The organism is Bacillus sp. FSL K6-1366, from assembly GCF_037976695.1.
GTDB classification, from domain to species: domain Bacteria; phylum Bacillota; class Bacilli; order Bacillales; family Bacillaceae; genus Bacillus; species Bacillus subtilis.
The window spans coordinates 2471045-2487527 of record NZ_CP150268.1 but is presented as its reverse complement, the minus strand read 5'-3'; the positions used below and the strand labels follow the sequence as shown (position 1 = coordinate 2487527).

Here is a 16483-nt window from a genome sequence, read left to right as displayed (position 1 = left end):
TGATGAAAAACCCATAAATAAACAATAGAATAAAAGAAAAAGGAGATGGGAGAATGAGAAAAAAAGTGCTGATCACTGGCTTTGACCCTTTTGACAAAGAAACCGTCAATCCATCATGGGAAGCGGCGAAACGGCTTAATGGCTTCGAGACGGAAGAAGCCATTATTACAGCGGAACAAATTCCTACTGTCTTTAGATCCGCTCTGGACACTCTGCGCCAAGCCATTCAAACACATCAGCCGGATATCGTGATTTGTGTCGGCCAAGCAGGAGGACGGATGCAGATTACACCGGAACGGGTGGCGATCAATCTTGCAGATGCGCGAATCCCCGATAACGAAGGACATCAGCCGATTGATGAAGAGATTTCTCCAGATGGGCCCGCCGCTTACTGGACAGGGCTTCCCGTGAAACGAATAACTGCTAAGATGAAGGAACACGGCATTCCAGCTGCGGTTTCCTACACAGCGGGGACCTTTGTATGCAACTATTTGTTCTACGGGTTAATGGATCACATTAGCCGGACATCCCCGCACATTCGCGGCGGTTTTATTCATATTCCTTACATTCCGCAGCAAACAATCGACAAAACAGCGCCGAGCCTCAGCCTGGACACGATTGTCCGGGCATTGAGAATCGCCGCTGTTACGGCCGCACAATATGATGAGGATGTGAAGTCACCGGGCGGTACGCTGCACTAAGCGGCCGCCGCTGTTTCTTCCCTCAGCCTCTTTTTGTAGACAAACGCCGATAGGGTGACACTCACTTCAAACAGGACAAGAAGCGGGATCATCACGAGAAAATCAGAAATAAAATCAGGCGGTGTAATCAATATAGATACGACAATCAGCAGAAAATAGGACAGCTTTCTCGCTTTGGCCAGTCTGTAAGGATTTAAGATGCCCAGCCTTGTTAAAAACATCACCACCAAGGGCATCTCAAACAAGAAGCCGAACGGCAGGCTCAAATTCACCATAAACCGAAAGTAGCGGTCAGCCGTAAACATCGTTTCAAAGTGGCCGGAGGATAAATGAGTCAAAAAGCTGAGCACGATCGGAAACAAGACAAAGTATCCGAAGGAGATGCCCGCCAAAAACAACGCAAATAAACCTGGTATGTACATGAGCGTCACCTTGCGCTCCGTTTTCGTCAGCGCCGGTGCAACGAAACGCCACAGCTGGTACGCGGCAACAGGGATAGAAGCCGCAATGGCACAAATGCCGGAAAGCATCATATACACCCAGAGGATTTCACTCGGCCCAAGCACAGCCAGCTTTCCATCCAAATCCCTGATTAGCCAGTCATAAATGTCCTGTACGAACAAAAAAGCCGTGATGAGAAATAGAAAAAATGCCGCGAGGGTTACGATAATCCGGCGGCGAAGCTCTTCTAAATGCCCGATCAAATGGGTTTCTTTTTTATCCATTCAAAAAAGCCCTCCCTTTCATAAAAAAAGAGGCAGACCCGGTGTCTGCCTCATCAGCATTCAGCCCGCGTTTTTGTCCTGCTTTACCGCTGTCAGCTCAGCTGATTTCTCTTCTTTTTCATCACCAGACACAAGTGATTTTGTGGCGCTTTTAAATTCCAGCAGTGTCCGTCCGGCGGCACGCCCGATTTCCGGCAGCTTGGAAGGGCCAAAAATAATGAGGGCGATGACGAAGATCAGAATCAAGCCCGGTATTCCAATGTTTGAAAACATAATTTCCACTCCTTAATTCGTGATTTTTGCCCGCTTCTTAATCATTTGTTTTTCGTGGGCTTTGTTGTGCGCAAAGAAACGATCCTCTTCGACCTCATCGGATTGCTTCACCCCGCCTTGGATTGTTGTGGATGATACCTTTCTCAACCCAGTTTGGTCTTTCTGGTAAACGAATGAAGCCCGCGTGGAAATGGCTGCGCCCGGCTCGGTCACAAACGGCATCACCCGATAATCGGCTTTCCACTGGTGAGGCGTCACTGTACAGCGGACATATCCGCGATAGTCGTTAAAGAACTTGATGTGCGGATTTTCTTTTAAAATTTGGTCCGTATCCGCCCGCTTATCGGCGCCGTTTCCTCCGGATGTGATCGAGGTTCCGACAAATTCGGCTCCGAATATTTTTGAACTTGTCTTCTCGAAATCGACATGCAAATTCGATGCCCAGCTTGCGTGTACATCACCTGTCAGTACGACAACATTATTCAGATTTTTGCTTTTAATGAAATTGATCACCCGTTCGCGCTGAGCCGGATAGCCGTCCCACGAATCCATGCTGTAGATCGGGCTTGCGCTTGTCCCGAAATTCCACTTGGCAAAGAAAATCTGCTGCGCCAGCACATTCCAGTGGGCAGTCGAGCTGCCCAAATTGTTGAAGAGCCACTGCTCCTGTTCTTTTCCAAGCAGGGTCCGATTCGGATTGCGCGATTCATCAGAAGGCGGCTTATTGCCGTCGTTATTGGCTTGGTCGTCCCTGTACTGGCGGGTATCAAGCACATTGAAGGACGCCAGGTTTCCGTACGTAAAGTGCCGGTACAGCTGCATATCTGGGCCATTCGGCAAAGAGGAAATGCGGAGCGGCATATGTTCATAGTATGCCTGGTATGCTGCCGCGCGGCGGAGCACGAATGCTTCAACCGACTGTCCTTTTTCCGGTATTTTATTGGCATAGTTGTTTTCAACTTCATGGTCATCCCAAGTTACAACCCAAGGGAATGCCGCATGTGCAGCTTTAAGATTGGCGTCAGAACGGTATTGAGCGTGACGGTTCCGATAGTCTTGCAGCGTAATGATTTCCGCGCTGTTGTGCGTGCGGACATTGCCTGTTTTTGATACATATTCATTTGGACCGTATTCATATATGTAATCACCGAGATGGAAGACAAGATCAAGCTTTTCCTTTGCCATATGCTTGTAGGCCGTATAATATCCGTGCTCATATTGCTGGCAGGAAGCAAATGCAAAGGTCATTTGCGGCACATTGGCGCCAGGGGCAGGCAGTGTTTTTGTTTTTCCGACAGGGCTTAGTTCATGGCCGGTTTTGAAACGGTAATAGTACACTTTGTTTGGCTCAAGCCCGTCCGCTTCCACATGAACGGAATGGGCAAGACTCGGTTTAGCCATTTCAGTGCCTTTTCTTACGATTTTGCGGAAATGCTCATCCTTTGCGACCTCCCATTTGACAGGCACTGCTTGCTTCGGCATTCCCCCGCCATTCAGCGGATCAGGTGCCAGGCGCGTCCAAAGCACGACACTGTCAGAAAGCGGATCACCTGACGCTACCCCTAATGTAAACGGATAGCTTGAGAATTTAGGCGCAGCATTTACTTCAAAGGCCCCAACCGACTGGGCAATCGTTAATCCAAGAGAAAGTCCTGCAATCTTCCCCGCTCCTTGAATAAATTTACGGCGGTCAAACGTATTGTTTTGAAAGCTTTCCTCTTTCAGTTTCTGTACCCATTCATCAAAACGACTGTCGTATGCCATTCAAGATCCCCTCTCTCCTCATTGATCGTCTCCATTATAGGAAATCATTGTTAAACGACTGTGAAGAAGTGTGAACCGATTGTAAGCGCTGAACATTAAAAACAGGTCTTCCCTCACAAGCCTGCCGCTGAAACATGCCGAAAGCTGGCTGAATGACGCGTTTTCTGCATATCCTGTCGTTTGCAAGCCGCCCATTCGGACTATTTTTCTTCACATGATCTTAAAAAAACAAAAACACCGAGCCATTTCGCAGAATGGCTCAGTGCCTTATCAGTTATTTCGAAAACAATCTGCTGAAAAAGCCCTTCTTTTTCGGCTTTTCAGCAGGAGGCTCTTGTTCTCTTACAATCCCTTTTTCCTTCGCTTCTTTCAGCCAAAATGGAAATTCAGCAAGCAGAGCATCATAAAGCTCATCATCAGAAATGCGGTCAATCTCTTCGATATGCAGGAAGTTCGTGTTATCAATGACATGCCCTTCTAACGTATCCAGTTTATTGAGAAAATCAAAGTTTCCGTTTCCGATGCCGACAAACTGCCAGAACACCGGTTTATCAGAAGAAGCTTCAATTATCGGTTTGATTGACTTTTTACAGCCCCCGTCATTGATAAAAACAATGAAAGCAGGATACGAGCTCGGTTCCTCCGCAACATATTTGCACAGCACGTCCTTCATGACTGGCGGCTCATCATTTCTGCCGAATTTATGCAAGCGGTCATTATTTAAAATTTCACGATCGACATAGCCCGAAAAATCCTTTTCTGAAACTGGCTTTAATCGGGAAAATTCATTATCATACACCCATACATCCAGCAAACCGTTATCATCAAACTGATCAGCCACTGCCAAAATCCGCTCCACCACATTTTGAACCGTCCCGTTTTTGTAGAGCGGTCTCATCGATCCCGTCATATCAAGAACCAGTCCGACACGAGCCGTCACCTTCGTTAACTGCTTTTTCTCCAGTACGATCTTTACACTTTTCTTTTGCAGGTCAATTGTTGCCATTCTGTCATCTCCGTCAGCTCTTTTTTCTTCGATTATCTCACAGGAATATTTTCCATTGCATCTTTTCAAATAAAAACACCGTTCAATTTGAACGGTGTCCTGTCTCTAAAATGTGTTATATACATTTTCACACGTCTCCGCCGTCGGCTGATAAAAGCAGTGTGACTTAAATCTGGCCACAAACGGCTGGTTATACCACTGGGCTGGACAGTCTCCCTCCGGCCTGAAGTACCACAAACTAAATTTTGCCGGCCAGCGTCTTTCACCGTTAATCGACCGCCGTGCAAGGGCACGCTCGCTATCTCGCGCCCTTTGATAAAAATATCCATGAGTCACAGCCTCAAACGCGTGTGGCTGATAAATCATCTGCCTGATGGTGCGGAGGCCTTTAAAATCTGAGCAATTCGCCCGCAGCCGATTAATTCCTACGTTGCCGACAAGCAGCATTCCCTGCTTGCCTTCGCCTTCCGCTTCCGCTCTGAGCAGCCTTGCCATCAGATCGACATCCGCACTCGTTGCTCTCACGACCGCCATCACGTCACCTCCCCTTGATCTCTTTTCATCATATTTCATTACTTCAAAAGTGATGACGGAGGGACAGGAGAAGTTTTTAAATTAATTCATCTAAAAACAGCAAACATAATGGGCTGTTGGGCGTCAAAGCAGCGTCCGGTGCGATACAAGCTTCACATTTCCGCTGTCGAAGCGCCGCAGCCTCAATTCCTGGATTCACATCATTGACCCCTCCCCAGCAGATTTGCACCCGCCTCCGAAAAGAAATAAGGTTTAACTTTTTACATTTGAGGAATTATACATAACAAATCAAATGACAAAAGGAGGAATTGTAATGACACATGTGAAAGCGCTCGCTATTAAAGGTATTATGACGATTATTGTGTTGTATCTGGTGCTTGGTCTGGGCTTTGGTTTCACGTTTGGTGATACGCTGCTAATGACGATTGTGTTAGGGGTTATTTCTTATTTGCTGGGCGATCTTTATGTATTGCCGAGATGGAATAATATGATTGCAACTTTGGCTGATTTTGGCTTGGCCTTTCTTGTGATCTGGCTGATGGGCATGCCGCTTTCCCTGGGGATGACTGGCGGTGAAGTTGCATTGGCGGCTTTATTCGGCGCGATCGTCATGGCAATCGGTGAATATTGCTTCCATTTCTATATGATGAGCAAAGAGATTGGCAAGAAGCATTATCTTGAAACAAGAACAGACTCATAATGGAAAGGCCGGTGCTGACAGCATCGGCCTTTTATACATATTGGGCGCCTTTGTTTACGCATCCTGCTTGTCCGCATTCCTGATCGCCATGTAGGAAAAGAATAAACCAAATGCCGCTAACGATAACGGGATATACACAACAGATGAAATCGAGAAGCCCGGACTTGTTGAGCTGATGAGCATCACAATTACTACAGATGAAATGATGGTCGCCGGAACCGAGTGTCTACGCATCCCAAAAAAGATGGGAACTAAACTGGTTCCAGCGGCGCCAAAAGCGAAAACCGCCATTTTGACCGCCTGTTGAGAAATGATCTCGGAAGTAAGCTCTCCCGGTATGAAATGGTAGATCGAGTTCAGCCAAAAGAAACCGGCGGCTATGAGTATATTTGAAAGTAAAATCGTGATAAACGTCAGTCCGCCCGCGATCATGAGCTTAGCGGTGAGCAGCTTTTTACGGCTGATCGGGTACGTGAACATCACAAGAATGGTTTTGTTTTTATATTCCGAAATCACCAATTTTACGATCAGCACAGCGCCAAATACGATAAATACCGCTCTGACGAAGGTGCCGATGATGAGGAATGCTTCATCCGTACTTTGGAACGAAACCCCGCCATCGGCTTTTTCGGAATAACTGATCAACCACATAAAGCCCATAATGATCACGTTGGCAATGAGGGCACCTCTGATATACCAGCCCATTTTCATTTTTCTTAATTCGATTCTGATCAAATTCATCAACGTGTCTCTCCTCCTTTACGCACTGATGCTATTGCCGTTGATCAATTTGATAAAATAATCCTCTAGCGACGTATACTTTCTGTTCAATGATTCAATGTCTACATCATTTAAAATCAGCGCTTTGGATATAGCAGCCTGAGAGGCTTCAGCTTCGTAAATTCGGATTGTTTTCTCATTTAAAATTTTAAAGTTGGTTAATTGCAGCTCTTTCTCCAGCACAAAGCAGGCCTTTGTCTGATTCGATGTAACAAGCTCGATGTATTCAGTGTTCTGACCCTGACATCCTCCATTGATACCTCTTCAAGCAGTCTGCCGTCCCGAATGACGCCGATTGTGTCCGCGATTTGTTCGATTTCACCCAGCAAGTGGCTTGAGATCAGCAGCGTCATACCGTACTCTTTGCTCAGCACTTGAAACAATTGCCTGATCTTTTTAATGCCGATAGGGTCAAGACCATTCACCGGCTCATCCAAAATGAGCAGGTCCGGCTTCGTGAGGATGGCACGCGCAATTCCAAGGCGCTGCTTCATCCCGAGGGAAAAGGTTTTGACGGGTTTTTTGTCGATTTGTTTTAAATTCACCATATCCAGCACTTCTTGTATGGCTTTTTTATTGTGGTATCCCATATATTCACAATGCAGATCTAAATTTTCTTCAGCTGTCAGGTTTTCATAAAAAATCGGATATTCAATCATGCTGCCGATGTTCCCCAGCACCTCATATGACGTGTGGGTGAACTTGTTCCCAAGGATGCTGATTTCTCCGCTTGTCGGTTTGACAAGACTCGTCAGCATTTTCATAATGGTTGTTTTACCCGCGCCATTCGGGCCGAGAAAGCCATAAATTTCGCCTTTTTTAATATGCATGCTGACATTGGAGACGACCTCTTTGCCCTGATATGTTTTGGTCAATCCGTTTGTTTGTACGATATAAGTCAACTTTGTTTCTCCTTCCCTCTCTTTTCCTGTTTTCTATTGTAGCGGCGAGCCCTGTCATTTTTATTTCTCAAACCTTAAGAAATTCTTACGATTAATATGTCATGCGTTTCAATGTGATCGTAAATGCAGTCCGTTCGTACGGCTTGCTTTGGACGGATATGGTGCCTCCCATTTTTTCTGTAAGCCGTTTTGTGATGGTTAAACCCAGGCCGCTTCCTTGAAATGCTTTATTTCTGGATTCTTCCAGTGTGTACAGCCTCTCAAACACCCGCTGCTGATCGGTTTCACTAATCCCTTTCCCGCGATCCCATACGGTGATGGCGATGTTCCTCTCATCATAAGACAGCGTCAGCCCGATTAACTTGCCGGCCGCGCCATATTGAATCGCATTGGACAATAGGTTTTGCAGAATTCTGTCCAGAGCCTCTTCATTCGCCTGCGCATACACCGGCGTATCCGGGATATCGATGGCTGCTTGAAAGCCTTTTGACTGAACAGCGTCATAATAGTGCAGGATATTTCGTTTGCATATGTCGTTCATATGTACTTTGGTGATCGGAATCTCTTTATCTTCAGATTCTAATTTCGCTAAATCAAAAAAGGAGTTGATCATCTGAATGAGTTCATTCGTTTTCTGGCGGAGCTTCTCCAGCAATCTTTCCCGCTCTTCGTCCGGCATGTTCGGGTCACTTTGAATGGCTTCGATATAACCGAGAATGACCGTTAACGGCGTTTTCAGGTCGTGCGACATATTGGTCAGCATCCGCTTCATGGATTGCTCTGTTTTGGCAAATTGGGCGCTGATCTGCTGACGATTCTCAACGATAAGATTGATGTTAACAAGCAAGCCTTTGAGCGAATGATCGTCTGTAGGAAGCAAAATTTGTCCTGCCGAATCCCGGCTGAGCATGTAGCTAAGCTGGTCAGCCGTGTAAGCCAGATTCCCGTCCCGCTTCTTTTTCATTATGAATTGAATCACATTCAGACACGCCAGAGCGATGACAGCGGCCACCCATAGCACTGTCATTCTAAAACTCTCCTAATTTATAACCGATGCCCCATAGCGTTTTAATATATTGAGGGGAGGAGGGGTCATCCTCAATCTTTTCTCTGAGCCGCCGCATATGTACGTTAATGATGTTCTGATCATCAAAGTACTCTTCATTCCAGACGGAACGGTAGATTTGTTCTTTCGTAAACACTTTTTTAGGATTTGATGCAAATAAGCACAGCAGCTGCCATTCTGTTGACGTCAGCTGGAGCGGTTGTCCGTTTTTCAAAACGGAAACATTGTCTACGTCTATCGCAAGCTGGTGAATCCGGATCACCTTATTCACAGCCGGCTCCTCTGCCGAATATTGCGTCGCCCGCCGTATCGCGGCTTTTACTCTGGCTGTCAGCTCAATCATCGAAAACGGTTTGGCGATATAATCGTCCGCCCCAAAGCCCAGTCCCAATGCCTTGTCCACATCTCCATCTTTTGCCGAAATCATTAAGACCGGAACGTTGCTTTTTTCCCGGATGATTTTCAGAAAATCCATGCCGTTCAGCTTCGGGAGCATGATATCAAGGAGGACCAAATCGTATGAACCCTGCTGAAACAGCCGGATGCCCTCTTCTCCGTCGAAAGCATGCACAATTCCAAAGCCTTCTTTTGTTAAATAATGATCCACCATTTCACTGATTGAGTGGTCGTCTTCTACAAGCAATATGCGCTGCATCTTCTCACCTAACCTTTACAAAATCAAAAAACACACACGTAATTACACTTATTGTAATTGAAAAACGTGTGTGTTTTATAAAAATTATTCTTTTTTTCCTGTTTTCAGCTTCCTGTATTCTATGCCCGTAATGACAAAGAATACAGCAGCGCATCCAATGACTTGAATAAGCCGGAGCCGTTCACCGAGAAATAAAGCTCCATAGAAAATCGTCAGGACAGGCCCTGCCATTGAAATGGCGGCGGCAGCTGCCTGTATAACAACACCGCATCTGGCTCAGCACCCATTTGGTATGCCCATTTTATCCAAATCGATTTAGACGCAAAACAAACTGTTCCGATCAGCAAAAAAATCGGACCTGCTGCGGCCTCACGAATCTTACTCTGCTCTTCTGCTCTCATCTCAGCTCAGCTTTTCTCCTTTACTTATTCAAATGCTTTTGGATAAAATCCAGAAGCGTATATCCTTGAGCAGTCAGAATAACACCTTTTCCGCTGCAGGCCGGGCAAGGTGTTCCTTCGATTTCTCCCGCTCTTTCACATTTAGGACATGCGACCTCAAGATCATCAGTTGCAATGACCATTTGATATCCTCCTTTCTAACTCATCTGCTATGCCACCACCAGCCATCGTCCATTGGCCGTCACCTCCTTTAAGAAACACAAAAAACCCCCGTCCTATGCAAAGGACGAGGGTCTCGCGGTACCACCTTTATTAACAGCTATACAGCCGTTCACTCTAAGTACAGAAAACCTATGTTTCGATACTCCTCTCTTGGTAACGGGGAGAGAAACCCGGCATCGCCTACTATCCGTTCAGCAAAGCAATTCAGAAGCCCATTCGGCATCAGGGGAGGATCGGTTCACACCTGCCACCGACTCTCTGAACCTCCATTCTGACACGTACTTGCTCTTCCTCACGATTGTTGATCCGTTCTATTATTTGTAGAGTTTATAATACTCGGTTCATGAAACGAAGTCAATTCTTAATCCGACGATGTTACACCGAGTGCTTCTAGCGCCATATTGACGTGCTCCTCCTGCTGTGTTTGCAGAGCGAATTTAGCTATTTCCAACGGGTATGCCGCTTGCATCTCTGAGATGTGTTCCTGCATTTTTGCCCATTTCCGGCCGCCTGCTTGATCATAGTATTCAAGCAAACGGGCAGTTTCTTTTTCTCCGAAAATGGTTTGATAAAGAACAAAATCCTTAGCTGGGTCAGCAACCTTCGCTTCTGTCCAATCCAGAAGTCCTGTGACACGTCCATTTTGATCGATAAGGATATGCGGCGGGTGGAGATCGCCGTGTATCAGTGCAGAAAAACCAGGCCAGTATGCATCATCATCTATCCACTTTTGCCATCTTTCCCAAAGCGTCGTAGATACGCCAAGCTTATTCTTCACATCAACCATAGAGTCTGCTGTCATTTGCCTGAAATCTTCTGGCCTTATCACTTCTATTCCGGATTGCCCAGCAGATATTTGATCCGTGCCATGTAATTCAGCCAGTATGTCGGCAAGTGTGCGGACAAAGTCGTCTGACGGCGGCTGATGATTCATATTCCAAACATATTGCTTTTGTTCCAAATCAATCCCGGCAGCCGGCGTTCCTTTTAACATTGGGTAAGCGATCAATTCCGGTGTATGAATTCTCCAATCCGGCACATCAGCAGTCAGATTCGCGCGGAGAAAGGCAAGCGTTATGCCTTCCGCAGATGCTCTTTCCACAACATCACTTCGCCGCGGTTTTCGCAGCACCCATGGCATACCTGTGTCGTCCTTGGCAAATACAACTTGAAAGTCCATTCCGGTTTCATTCAATTGCGCGTTCTCAGAATGAACCGTCAAACCTTGGCTGCGTGCAAGCCCGACAATCTCAGTGATAAGCTGTTTTTCGTTAAGGTTTGTCATCCCATTTCCCCTTTCTCATGCTCCGGCCTGCAGTAGAGAGAAGGGATGCTTGAAGGCACAAAAAAGGGCAGGCACGCCACCCTCTTTTTCGATAACCATATAAGGGCTCATACATAGGCGGATTCATCCCGATTCTCTCGCATTCAGGCGAGAGTTGCTCACTATTGAATTCGTGTCACTCGGAATCTCATGAATGCCATGCTGTAACCCCTCCGTTTCCTATACGCTGATTTTCATTTTACAGCATATTCCATCTTCCCGCTATAAAAACATGAATCAAGTCACTGGAGCAGGATTAAACAAGCACAAATCATTATGAAGACCCCAACGGTCTGCCCACGTTTGTTTGCGGCCGCTTGCCACATCCAAAATCGTCCTGAAGATTTCCCAGCCTACGTCTTCGATACTGGCCTCTCCTGTCGCGATTCGGCCGGCATTGATATCGATTAAATCAGCCCAATGCTCTGATAAGGAATGCCGCGTCGATACTTTCAGCACCGGCGCAGCAGCCAGGCTATATGGTGTTCCCCTCCCTGTCGTAAACACCTGCAGATTCATGCCCGCAGCCAGCTGCAGGGTACCGCACACAAAATCGCTTGCCGGTGTCGCCGCGAACAGCAGGCCTTTTTGCTCTGCTCTTTCACCAGGGCCGAGCACGCCGGAGATGGGGCTTGTGCCTGATTTCGCTACCGAGCCTAACGCTTTTTCCACCACATTGGATAATCCGCCTTTTTTATTGCCGGGTGACGGGTTTGCGCTTCGGTCTGCGTCTCCCCGCCGGAGATAACTGTCATACCACTTCATCTCTTTGATCAGCGATTGTCCGACCTCTTCACTGACAGCCCGCGGCGTTAATAAATGAATGGCATCACGTACCTCTGTCACTTCAGAAAACAAAACCGTCGCACCTGCGCGAACCAATAAATCAGCCGCATACCCCACGGCAGGGTTCGCCGTCACGCCGGAAAACGCATCACTTCCGCCGCATTGCAGACCGATAACCAGATCCGAAACAGGGCATGACACCCGGGTTCTGCTGTTCAGCCTGATTAACCGTTCCTCCGCCATTTCCAAAATGGATTGGATCATCGCCGCAAAACCTCGGTGATCCTGGAGTGATAGAATGTCATCATCATTTTCGGAGGCAATTCTTTCCGGGAGGAGCTTTTCACATCCCAATCCGATGACCATTACTTCTCCGCCGAAGTTCGGATGCTTCGCGAGATTTTGAATCGTGCGGATCGGAATGACAGCGTCGGGTGCATTGATCGCCACGCCGCATCCGTATTGATGATGCAGCGGCACAACGTCATCGACATTTGGGTATTTCGGCAGCAGCTCTTCTTTTATTCGCTTGACTGCATAATCCAAAACGCCAACAACACATTGAACACTTGTCGTGATGCCGAGAATATTTTTTGTCCCCGCACTGCCATCCGCATTTCGGTATCCTTCAAACGTGTAGCCTTCAAGAGGCGGCCGCGGCTGCGGCACCCTGTTTGCGAGAGGAAGATCGTCTAACACCGGAGGAGCGGGCATTCTCACGAGGGCTTCCCGTATCCAGCTCCCGCGTTTGATCGTCTCATCAGCAAATCCGATCACCTCTCCGTAACGCACGATTTCGTCCCCTTGATTGAGATCGGTGAGGGCCACCTTATGGCCTTGTGGAACATCCTCTTCAAGTACGAGCCCGCATGAGAAAACAGTGCCCTTTGGCAGTCCTCCATCATTTACAATAATCGCGGTGTTATCTATTTCATGCACTTTGATGTAAAGGGGCGCTTGGTTCTGCCTGAGGTTCATCGCCATATGAAAATCACTCCTCATATCTTAGTAAGCGTTTTCTAAATTGGTTTTAAAAAAACCGCAGCTCTTACGTTTCAACTGCGGTTGTCTCACCATTATTTTTCATCCATTCCGTTTAGAATTTTGTCACGGACAAATTTCAGGTGCTCATACATGTGGTAATGCGCTTTGTAAGGATCTCTTTTAGCAAGGGCGTCGTAGATTTTTTTGTGATATTCGACCGTTACATCTCTCTCCCTGTACGGAATCTGGCTGTCAATTTTCGCATGGGTGATTAAGAGGGACTGAATCATTCCCTCAACGACGGGGTTATTGGCGCTTAACGCAATAATTCGATGGAACTCTTTATCCGCTTCACCATAAAGATTGTCAGTGCTGTTGGCAATATCGTCGATCGTCTTCTGCAAACGCTGAAGCTCATCCCCATTGATTTTTTCCGCGGCAATTGTCACGAGTCCGAGTTCTAACGCCATCCGCGCTTCAATGATAGCCGGAAGATTATCAGTGGCCAAGGCAAGCATGACGGAAAATGGCTGCATGCCGATTTTATCGTTGAAATATGTGCCCCCTCGTGTTTTTCTCGTAATGACGCCCAGCGTTTCAAGTGAACTGAGTGCCTCCCGAAGCACCGGCCTGCTGACATGCAAAATGTCCATCAGTTCCATTTCTGTCGGCAATTTGTCTCCAGCCCTCAACTGTCCGCTCGATAATAAATGGACAATCCGTTCGATGACCTGCTTGGCTAATGTTTTCCGATTGACTGTATCGACTTTCAAATCCTCTAAACCTTCGTACACGAACAACTCTCCCTTCAGTTGTTCAATTGTAAGACAAAATAGCAGATATGACAATATTTACAATAAAACTTATCGCACAAGACACGGGCGCTTCCGGTCAAATTTCCAGTTGTTGATCAGGAATTGCATTGGGATCGCGTCATTCCGTGCGCCTAAATTCATTTTCCGGTAGATCTCATGCGCTTTTTCCACTTGTTCCATATCAATATCGACGCCTAGTCCAGGCTTATCCGGCACCTTGATACAGCCAGAGGAAATCTCAAAAGGCTGTTTCGTTAATCGCTGCCCGTCCTGCCAGATCCAATGGGTATCAATCGCCGTGATCCGCCCCGGAGCCGCTGCTGCCACATGGGTAAACATCGCTAGGGAAATATCAAAGTGGTTGTTGGAATGCGAGCCCCATGTCAAACCCCAATCATAGCACATTTGCGCAACCCGCACCGACCCTTGCATCGTCCAAAAATGCGGATCAGCCAGCGGTATATCCACCGCATGGAGCTGAATTGCGTGACCCATTTCCCGCCAGTCAGTCGCAATCATATTTGTCGCAGTCGGAAGCCCTGTCGCGCGGCGGAATTCAGCCATTACTTCACGAGCGGAGTAGCCATTCTCATCCCCGCACGGATCTTCCGCATACGCGAGCACATCTTGCTTTCCTTTGCATAATGCAATAGCTTCCTCTAATGACCATGCCCCGTTCGGATCAAGAGTGATCCTTGCCTCTGGAAAACGTTTCGATAATGCGGTAACAGCTTCGATTTCCTCTTCTCCCCGCAGCACCCCGCCTTTCAACTTGAAATCCTGAAAGCCATAGCGCTCCTGTGCGGATTCGGCAAGACGCACAATGGCCTCCGGCGTCAGCGCTTCCTCATGGCGCAGACGGAACCACGCACAATCTGACTGCTCATCGCTTTGATACGGCAAGGTCGTCCGCTTTCGGTCGCCGATGTAAAAGAGGTAACCGAGCATTTTTACTTCATCACGCTGCTTCCCTTCGCCCAGCAAAGCCGCGACCGGTTCCTGAAGAAACTTTCCAAGCAAATCTAACAAAGCCGCTTCCAGTGCGGTGACGGCGTGCACAGTGGTGCGCAAATCAAACGTCTGGTTTCCTCGCCCTCCCCTGTCCTGATCGCCAAACTGCTTTCTGACCGTTTGCAATATCGCCTGGTACGCACCGATAGATTTTCCGACAACAAGCGGCTCTGACAACTCCAGTGTGCGGCGAATATGCTCTCCGCCAGGCACCTCGCCGACTCCCTGATTTCCGCTGCTGTCCGTTAAGATTACGATATTCCGGGTAAAAAACGGGCTGTGTGCTCCGCTTAGATTCAGCAGCATGCTGTCATGTCCCGCAACAGGAATCACCTTCATTTCAGAAATAGATGGAATATTCGATCTTTTCTCTTTTTGAACCTGCTCTTGTATCGGTGAACTCATGCATTTTCCTCCCTTTATAAAGCGCTTTCATAAATATTAGACAGGCAACGATTGATCAGGGTCTTGTTCTTGTTTCTTTAACACGACCCGTTTGATCGGCCCGACCAGCAGCAAATAGCTGAGGATCGCCGCAATCGCGTTAGCGCCGACAAACACAAGCGCGCCATTGAAAGATCCAGTGGCATTGACAATGTATCCGATAATAATCGGTGTTGTAATTGAGGCAATATTCCCGAAAGTGTTGAACAAACCGCCGCTTAATCCTGCACACTCTTTCGGAGACGTGTCCGACACGACAGCCCAGCCCAGTGCGCCGAAGCCTTTTCCAAAAAACGCGAGCGACATAATAACAACGACAAGCCACGCTGAATCTGTATAGTTGCAGACAATCATACTGCAAGACAGCAGCATGCCGGCAATGATTGGCACTTTTCTTGCAAAGGTCAGTGAACGGCCTTTTTTGAGTAAGATGTCTGACACAATGCCCCCAAGGACGCCGCCGGCAAATCCGCACAGCGCCGGCAGGGAAGCGACAAACCCAGCTTCAAGAATAGACATGCCGCGGGCCTGAACCAAATATACCGGAAACCATGTGAGAAAGAAATAGGTGAGAGTCGTAATACAGTATTGCGCGATATACACACCAATCAGCATGCGGTTCGTTAACAGCTGTTTGATATACGGCCATTTCGATTCTGTTTCTTGTTTGCTTTTACTGTCATCCATGGAAATCAGCCCGCCGCCCTGTTCGATGTACGCAAGCTCAGCTTCATTAACCTTTGGGTGTTTTTTCGGTTCATACACCGTTTTTAGCCAGATGACAGCCAGAAGAATGCCCGCAATACCCATGACAACGAAGACGGAATGCCAGCCGAAAGAGTGGGTAAGCCAGCCCATTAAAGGAGAAAAAATGACGATTGCGAAGTATTGTGCTGAATTAAAAAAGGCTGAAGCTGTCCCGCGCTCGGAGCTTGGAAACCATGAGGCAACAACTCTGCCGTTTCCGGGAAATGAAGGCGCTTCTGATAAACCAACCAGAAAACGCAGTGCAAACAGCAGGATAATCGCTGTGCCGGCGGAGAAAAAGCCAATCGCCCCTTGCAGCAGCGTAAAAAACGACCAAAAAAAGATGCTTAACGCAATGATAGTCTTTGAACCAAAACGGTCCAGCAGCCAGCCGCCCGGAAGCTGTCCGATGACATAGGCCCAGCCAAAGGCAGAAAAGACATATCCCATGGCGACCGAGTCCAATCCCAAATCATGCTGGACGGAATCTCCGGTGATGGAAAGCGTCGCTCGATCCGCGTAGTTAATAGAGGTCACAAGAAACAGCATAAACACGATGAACCAGCGCACGGACGTTTTTTTGCCCGCCGGTGTAACACTCGCAAAGTCTTTTTTCATAGTATCTTCTCCTTTTCAAAGTAGA

At 47.5% G+C, this 16483-nt stretch carries 19 protein-coding genes, 2 pseudogenes and 1 other annotated feature; of the genes and pseudogenes, 3 read left to right on the top strand and 18 right to left on the bottom strand.

Annotation, left to right across the window (positions count from 1 at the left end; all coding sequences use genetic code 11):
• The first annotated feature begins 53 nt into the window (after window positions 1–53).
• Window positions 54–701 (top strand): pyroglutamyl-peptidase I, encoded by a 648-nt coding sequence (pcp, locus tag MHI44_RS13140; protein ID WP_339202087.1) that lies wholly within the window; start codon window positions 54–56, stop codon window positions 699–701.
• Here the strand turns inward: pcp and tatC are convergent.
• The 7 genes from tatC to MHI44_RS13105 all read right to left on the bottom strand — a co-directional run bounded on the left by tatC (window position 698) and on the right by MHI44_RS13105 (window position 5202).
• The gene (gene tatC, locus MHI44_RS13135; RefSeq protein ID WP_014475692.1) at window positions 698–1426 is read right to left on the bottom strand and encodes a twin-arginine translocase subunit TatC; all 729 of its coding nucleotides are present in this window, start codon (window positions 1424–1426) and stop codon (window positions 698–700) included. The genes pcp and tatC overlap by 4 nt on opposite strands.
• A gap of 60 nt (window positions 1427–1486) precedes the next feature.
• The gene (gene tatAD, locus MHI44_RS13130) at window positions 1487–1699 is read right to left on the bottom strand and encodes a sec-independent protein translocase protein TatAD (protein WP_003223835.1); all 213 of its coding nucleotides are present in this window, start codon (window positions 1697–1699) and stop codon (window positions 1487–1489) included.
• A gap of 12 nt (window positions 1700–1711) precedes the next feature.
• Complete coding sequence (gene phoD / locus MHI44_RS13125) at window positions 1712–3463, bottom strand: alkaline phosphatase PhoD (RefSeq protein ID WP_014475691.1); 1752 nt, start codon at window positions 3461–3463, stop codon at window positions 1712–1714.
• 18 nt (window positions 3464–3481) lie between these two features.
• The gene (locus MHI44_RS13120) at window positions 3482–3658 is read right to left on the bottom strand and encodes a hypothetical protein (protein ID WP_003234785.1); all 177 of its coding nucleotides are present in this window, start codon (window positions 3656–3658) and stop codon (window positions 3482–3484) included.
• 79 nt (window positions 3659–3737) lie between these two features.
• Window positions 3738–4469, bottom strand: coding sequence for a VWA domain-containing protein (locus tag MHI44_RS13115; protein WP_339202084.1), 732 nt, complete (start codon window positions 4467–4469; stop codon window positions 3738–3740).
• Window positions 4470–4574: 105 nt separating this feature from the next.
• On the bottom strand, window positions 4575–5003 hold the full coding sequence (gene cwlJ / locus MHI44_RS13110; RefSeq protein ID WP_015715185.1) for a cell wall hydrolase CwlJ: 429 nt from the start codon (window positions 5001–5003) through the stop codon (window positions 4575–4577).
• A gap of 76 nt (window positions 5004–5079) precedes the next feature.
• Window positions 5080–5202, bottom strand: coding sequence for a hypothetical protein (locus tag MHI44_RS13105; RefSeq protein ID WP_339203602.1), 123 nt, complete (start codon window positions 5200–5202; stop codon window positions 5080–5082).
• 114 nt (window positions 5203–5316) lie between these two features.
• On the opposite strand from MHI44_RS13105, the gene MHI44_RS13100 reads away from it, so the two are divergent.
• On the top strand, window positions 5317–5703 hold the full coding sequence (locus MHI44_RS13100) for a YndM family protein (protein WP_014478718.1): 387 nt from the start codon (window positions 5317–5319) through the stop codon (window positions 5701–5703).
• Entirely contained in the window at window positions 5663–5797 is a 135-nt protein-coding gene (locus tag MHI44_RS13095; RefSeq protein WP_119122840.1) for a hypothetical protein, read from the top strand. Before MHI44_RS13100 ends, MHI44_RS13095 begins: the two co-directional genes overlap by 41 nt.
• Here the strand turns inward: MHI44_RS13095 and MHI44_RS13090 are convergent.
• The 11 genes and pseudogenes from MHI44_RS13090 to gudP form a co-directional block, all read right to left on the bottom strand.
• Complete coding sequence (locus tag MHI44_RS13090; protein WP_080121049.1) at window positions 5758–6444, bottom strand: ABC transporter permease; 687 nt, start codon at window positions 6442–6444, stop codon at window positions 5758–5760. The two genes, MHI44_RS13095 and MHI44_RS13090, sit on opposite strands and share 40 nt — an antisense overlap.
• A gap of 18 nt (window positions 6445–6462) precedes the next feature.
• Window positions 6463–7385: pseudogene (locus MHI44_RS13085) on the bottom strand (ABC transporter ATP-binding protein).
• Between the two features lie 91 nt (window positions 7386–7476).
• Window positions 7477–8412 (bottom strand): two-component system sensor histidine kinase YcbM, encoded by a 936-nt coding sequence (gene ycbM, locus MHI44_RS13080; protein ID WP_015715182.1) that lies wholly within the window; start codon window positions 8410–8412, stop codon window positions 7477–7479.
• Between the two features lies 1 nt (window position 8413).
• Window positions 8414–9094 (bottom strand): two-component system response regulator YcbL, encoded by a 681-nt coding sequence (gene ycbL / locus MHI44_RS13075; RefSeq protein WP_080121048.1) that lies wholly within the window; start codon window positions 9092–9094, stop codon window positions 8414–8416.
• Window positions 9095–9190: 96 nt separating this feature from the next.
• Window positions 9191–9507: pseudogene (locus MHI44_RS13070) on the bottom strand (EamA family transporter).
• Between the two features lie 20 nt (window positions 9508–9527).
• A complete protein-coding gene (rtpA, locus tag MHI44_RS13065; protein WP_003234807.1) occupies window positions 9528–9689 on the bottom strand; it encodes an anti-TRAP regulator in 162 nt (53 codons plus the stop codon).
• A gap of 97 nt (window positions 9690–9786) precedes the next feature.
• Window positions 9787–10034: a binding site (T-box leader), on the bottom strand.
• Window positions 10035–10090: 56 nt separating this feature from the next.
• Window positions 10091–11014: a macrolide 2'-phosphotransferase MphK gene (gene mphK, locus MHI44_RS13060; protein WP_339202083.1), complete on the bottom strand. Its 924-nt coding sequence runs from the start codon at window positions 11012–11014 to the stop codon at window positions 10091–10093.
• A gap of 276 nt (window positions 11015–11290) precedes the next feature.
• On the bottom strand, window positions 11291–12823 hold the full coding sequence (gene garD, locus MHI44_RS13055; protein ID WP_339202081.1) for a galactarate dehydratase: 1533 nt from the start codon (window positions 12821–12823) through the stop codon (window positions 11291–11293).
• Between the two features lie 92 nt (window positions 12824–12915).
• A complete protein-coding gene (locus MHI44_RS13050; RefSeq protein ID WP_339202079.1) occupies window positions 12916–13617 on the bottom strand; it encodes a FadR/GntR family transcriptional regulator in 702 nt (233 codons plus the stop codon).
• Between the two features lie 69 nt (window positions 13618–13686).
• Window positions 13687–15054, bottom strand: coding sequence for a glucarate dehydratase (gudD, locus tag MHI44_RS13045; protein WP_339202078.1), 1368 nt, complete (start codon window positions 15052–15054; stop codon window positions 13687–13689).
• A 36-nt stretch (window positions 15055–15090) separates the two neighbouring features.
• Window positions 15091–16458 (bottom strand): glucarate transporter GudP, encoded by a 1368-nt coding sequence (gene gudP / locus MHI44_RS13040; protein ID WP_003234818.1) that lies wholly within the window; start codon window positions 16456–16458, stop codon window positions 15091–15093.
• Between the last annotated feature and the right edge of the window lie 25 nt (window positions 16459–16483).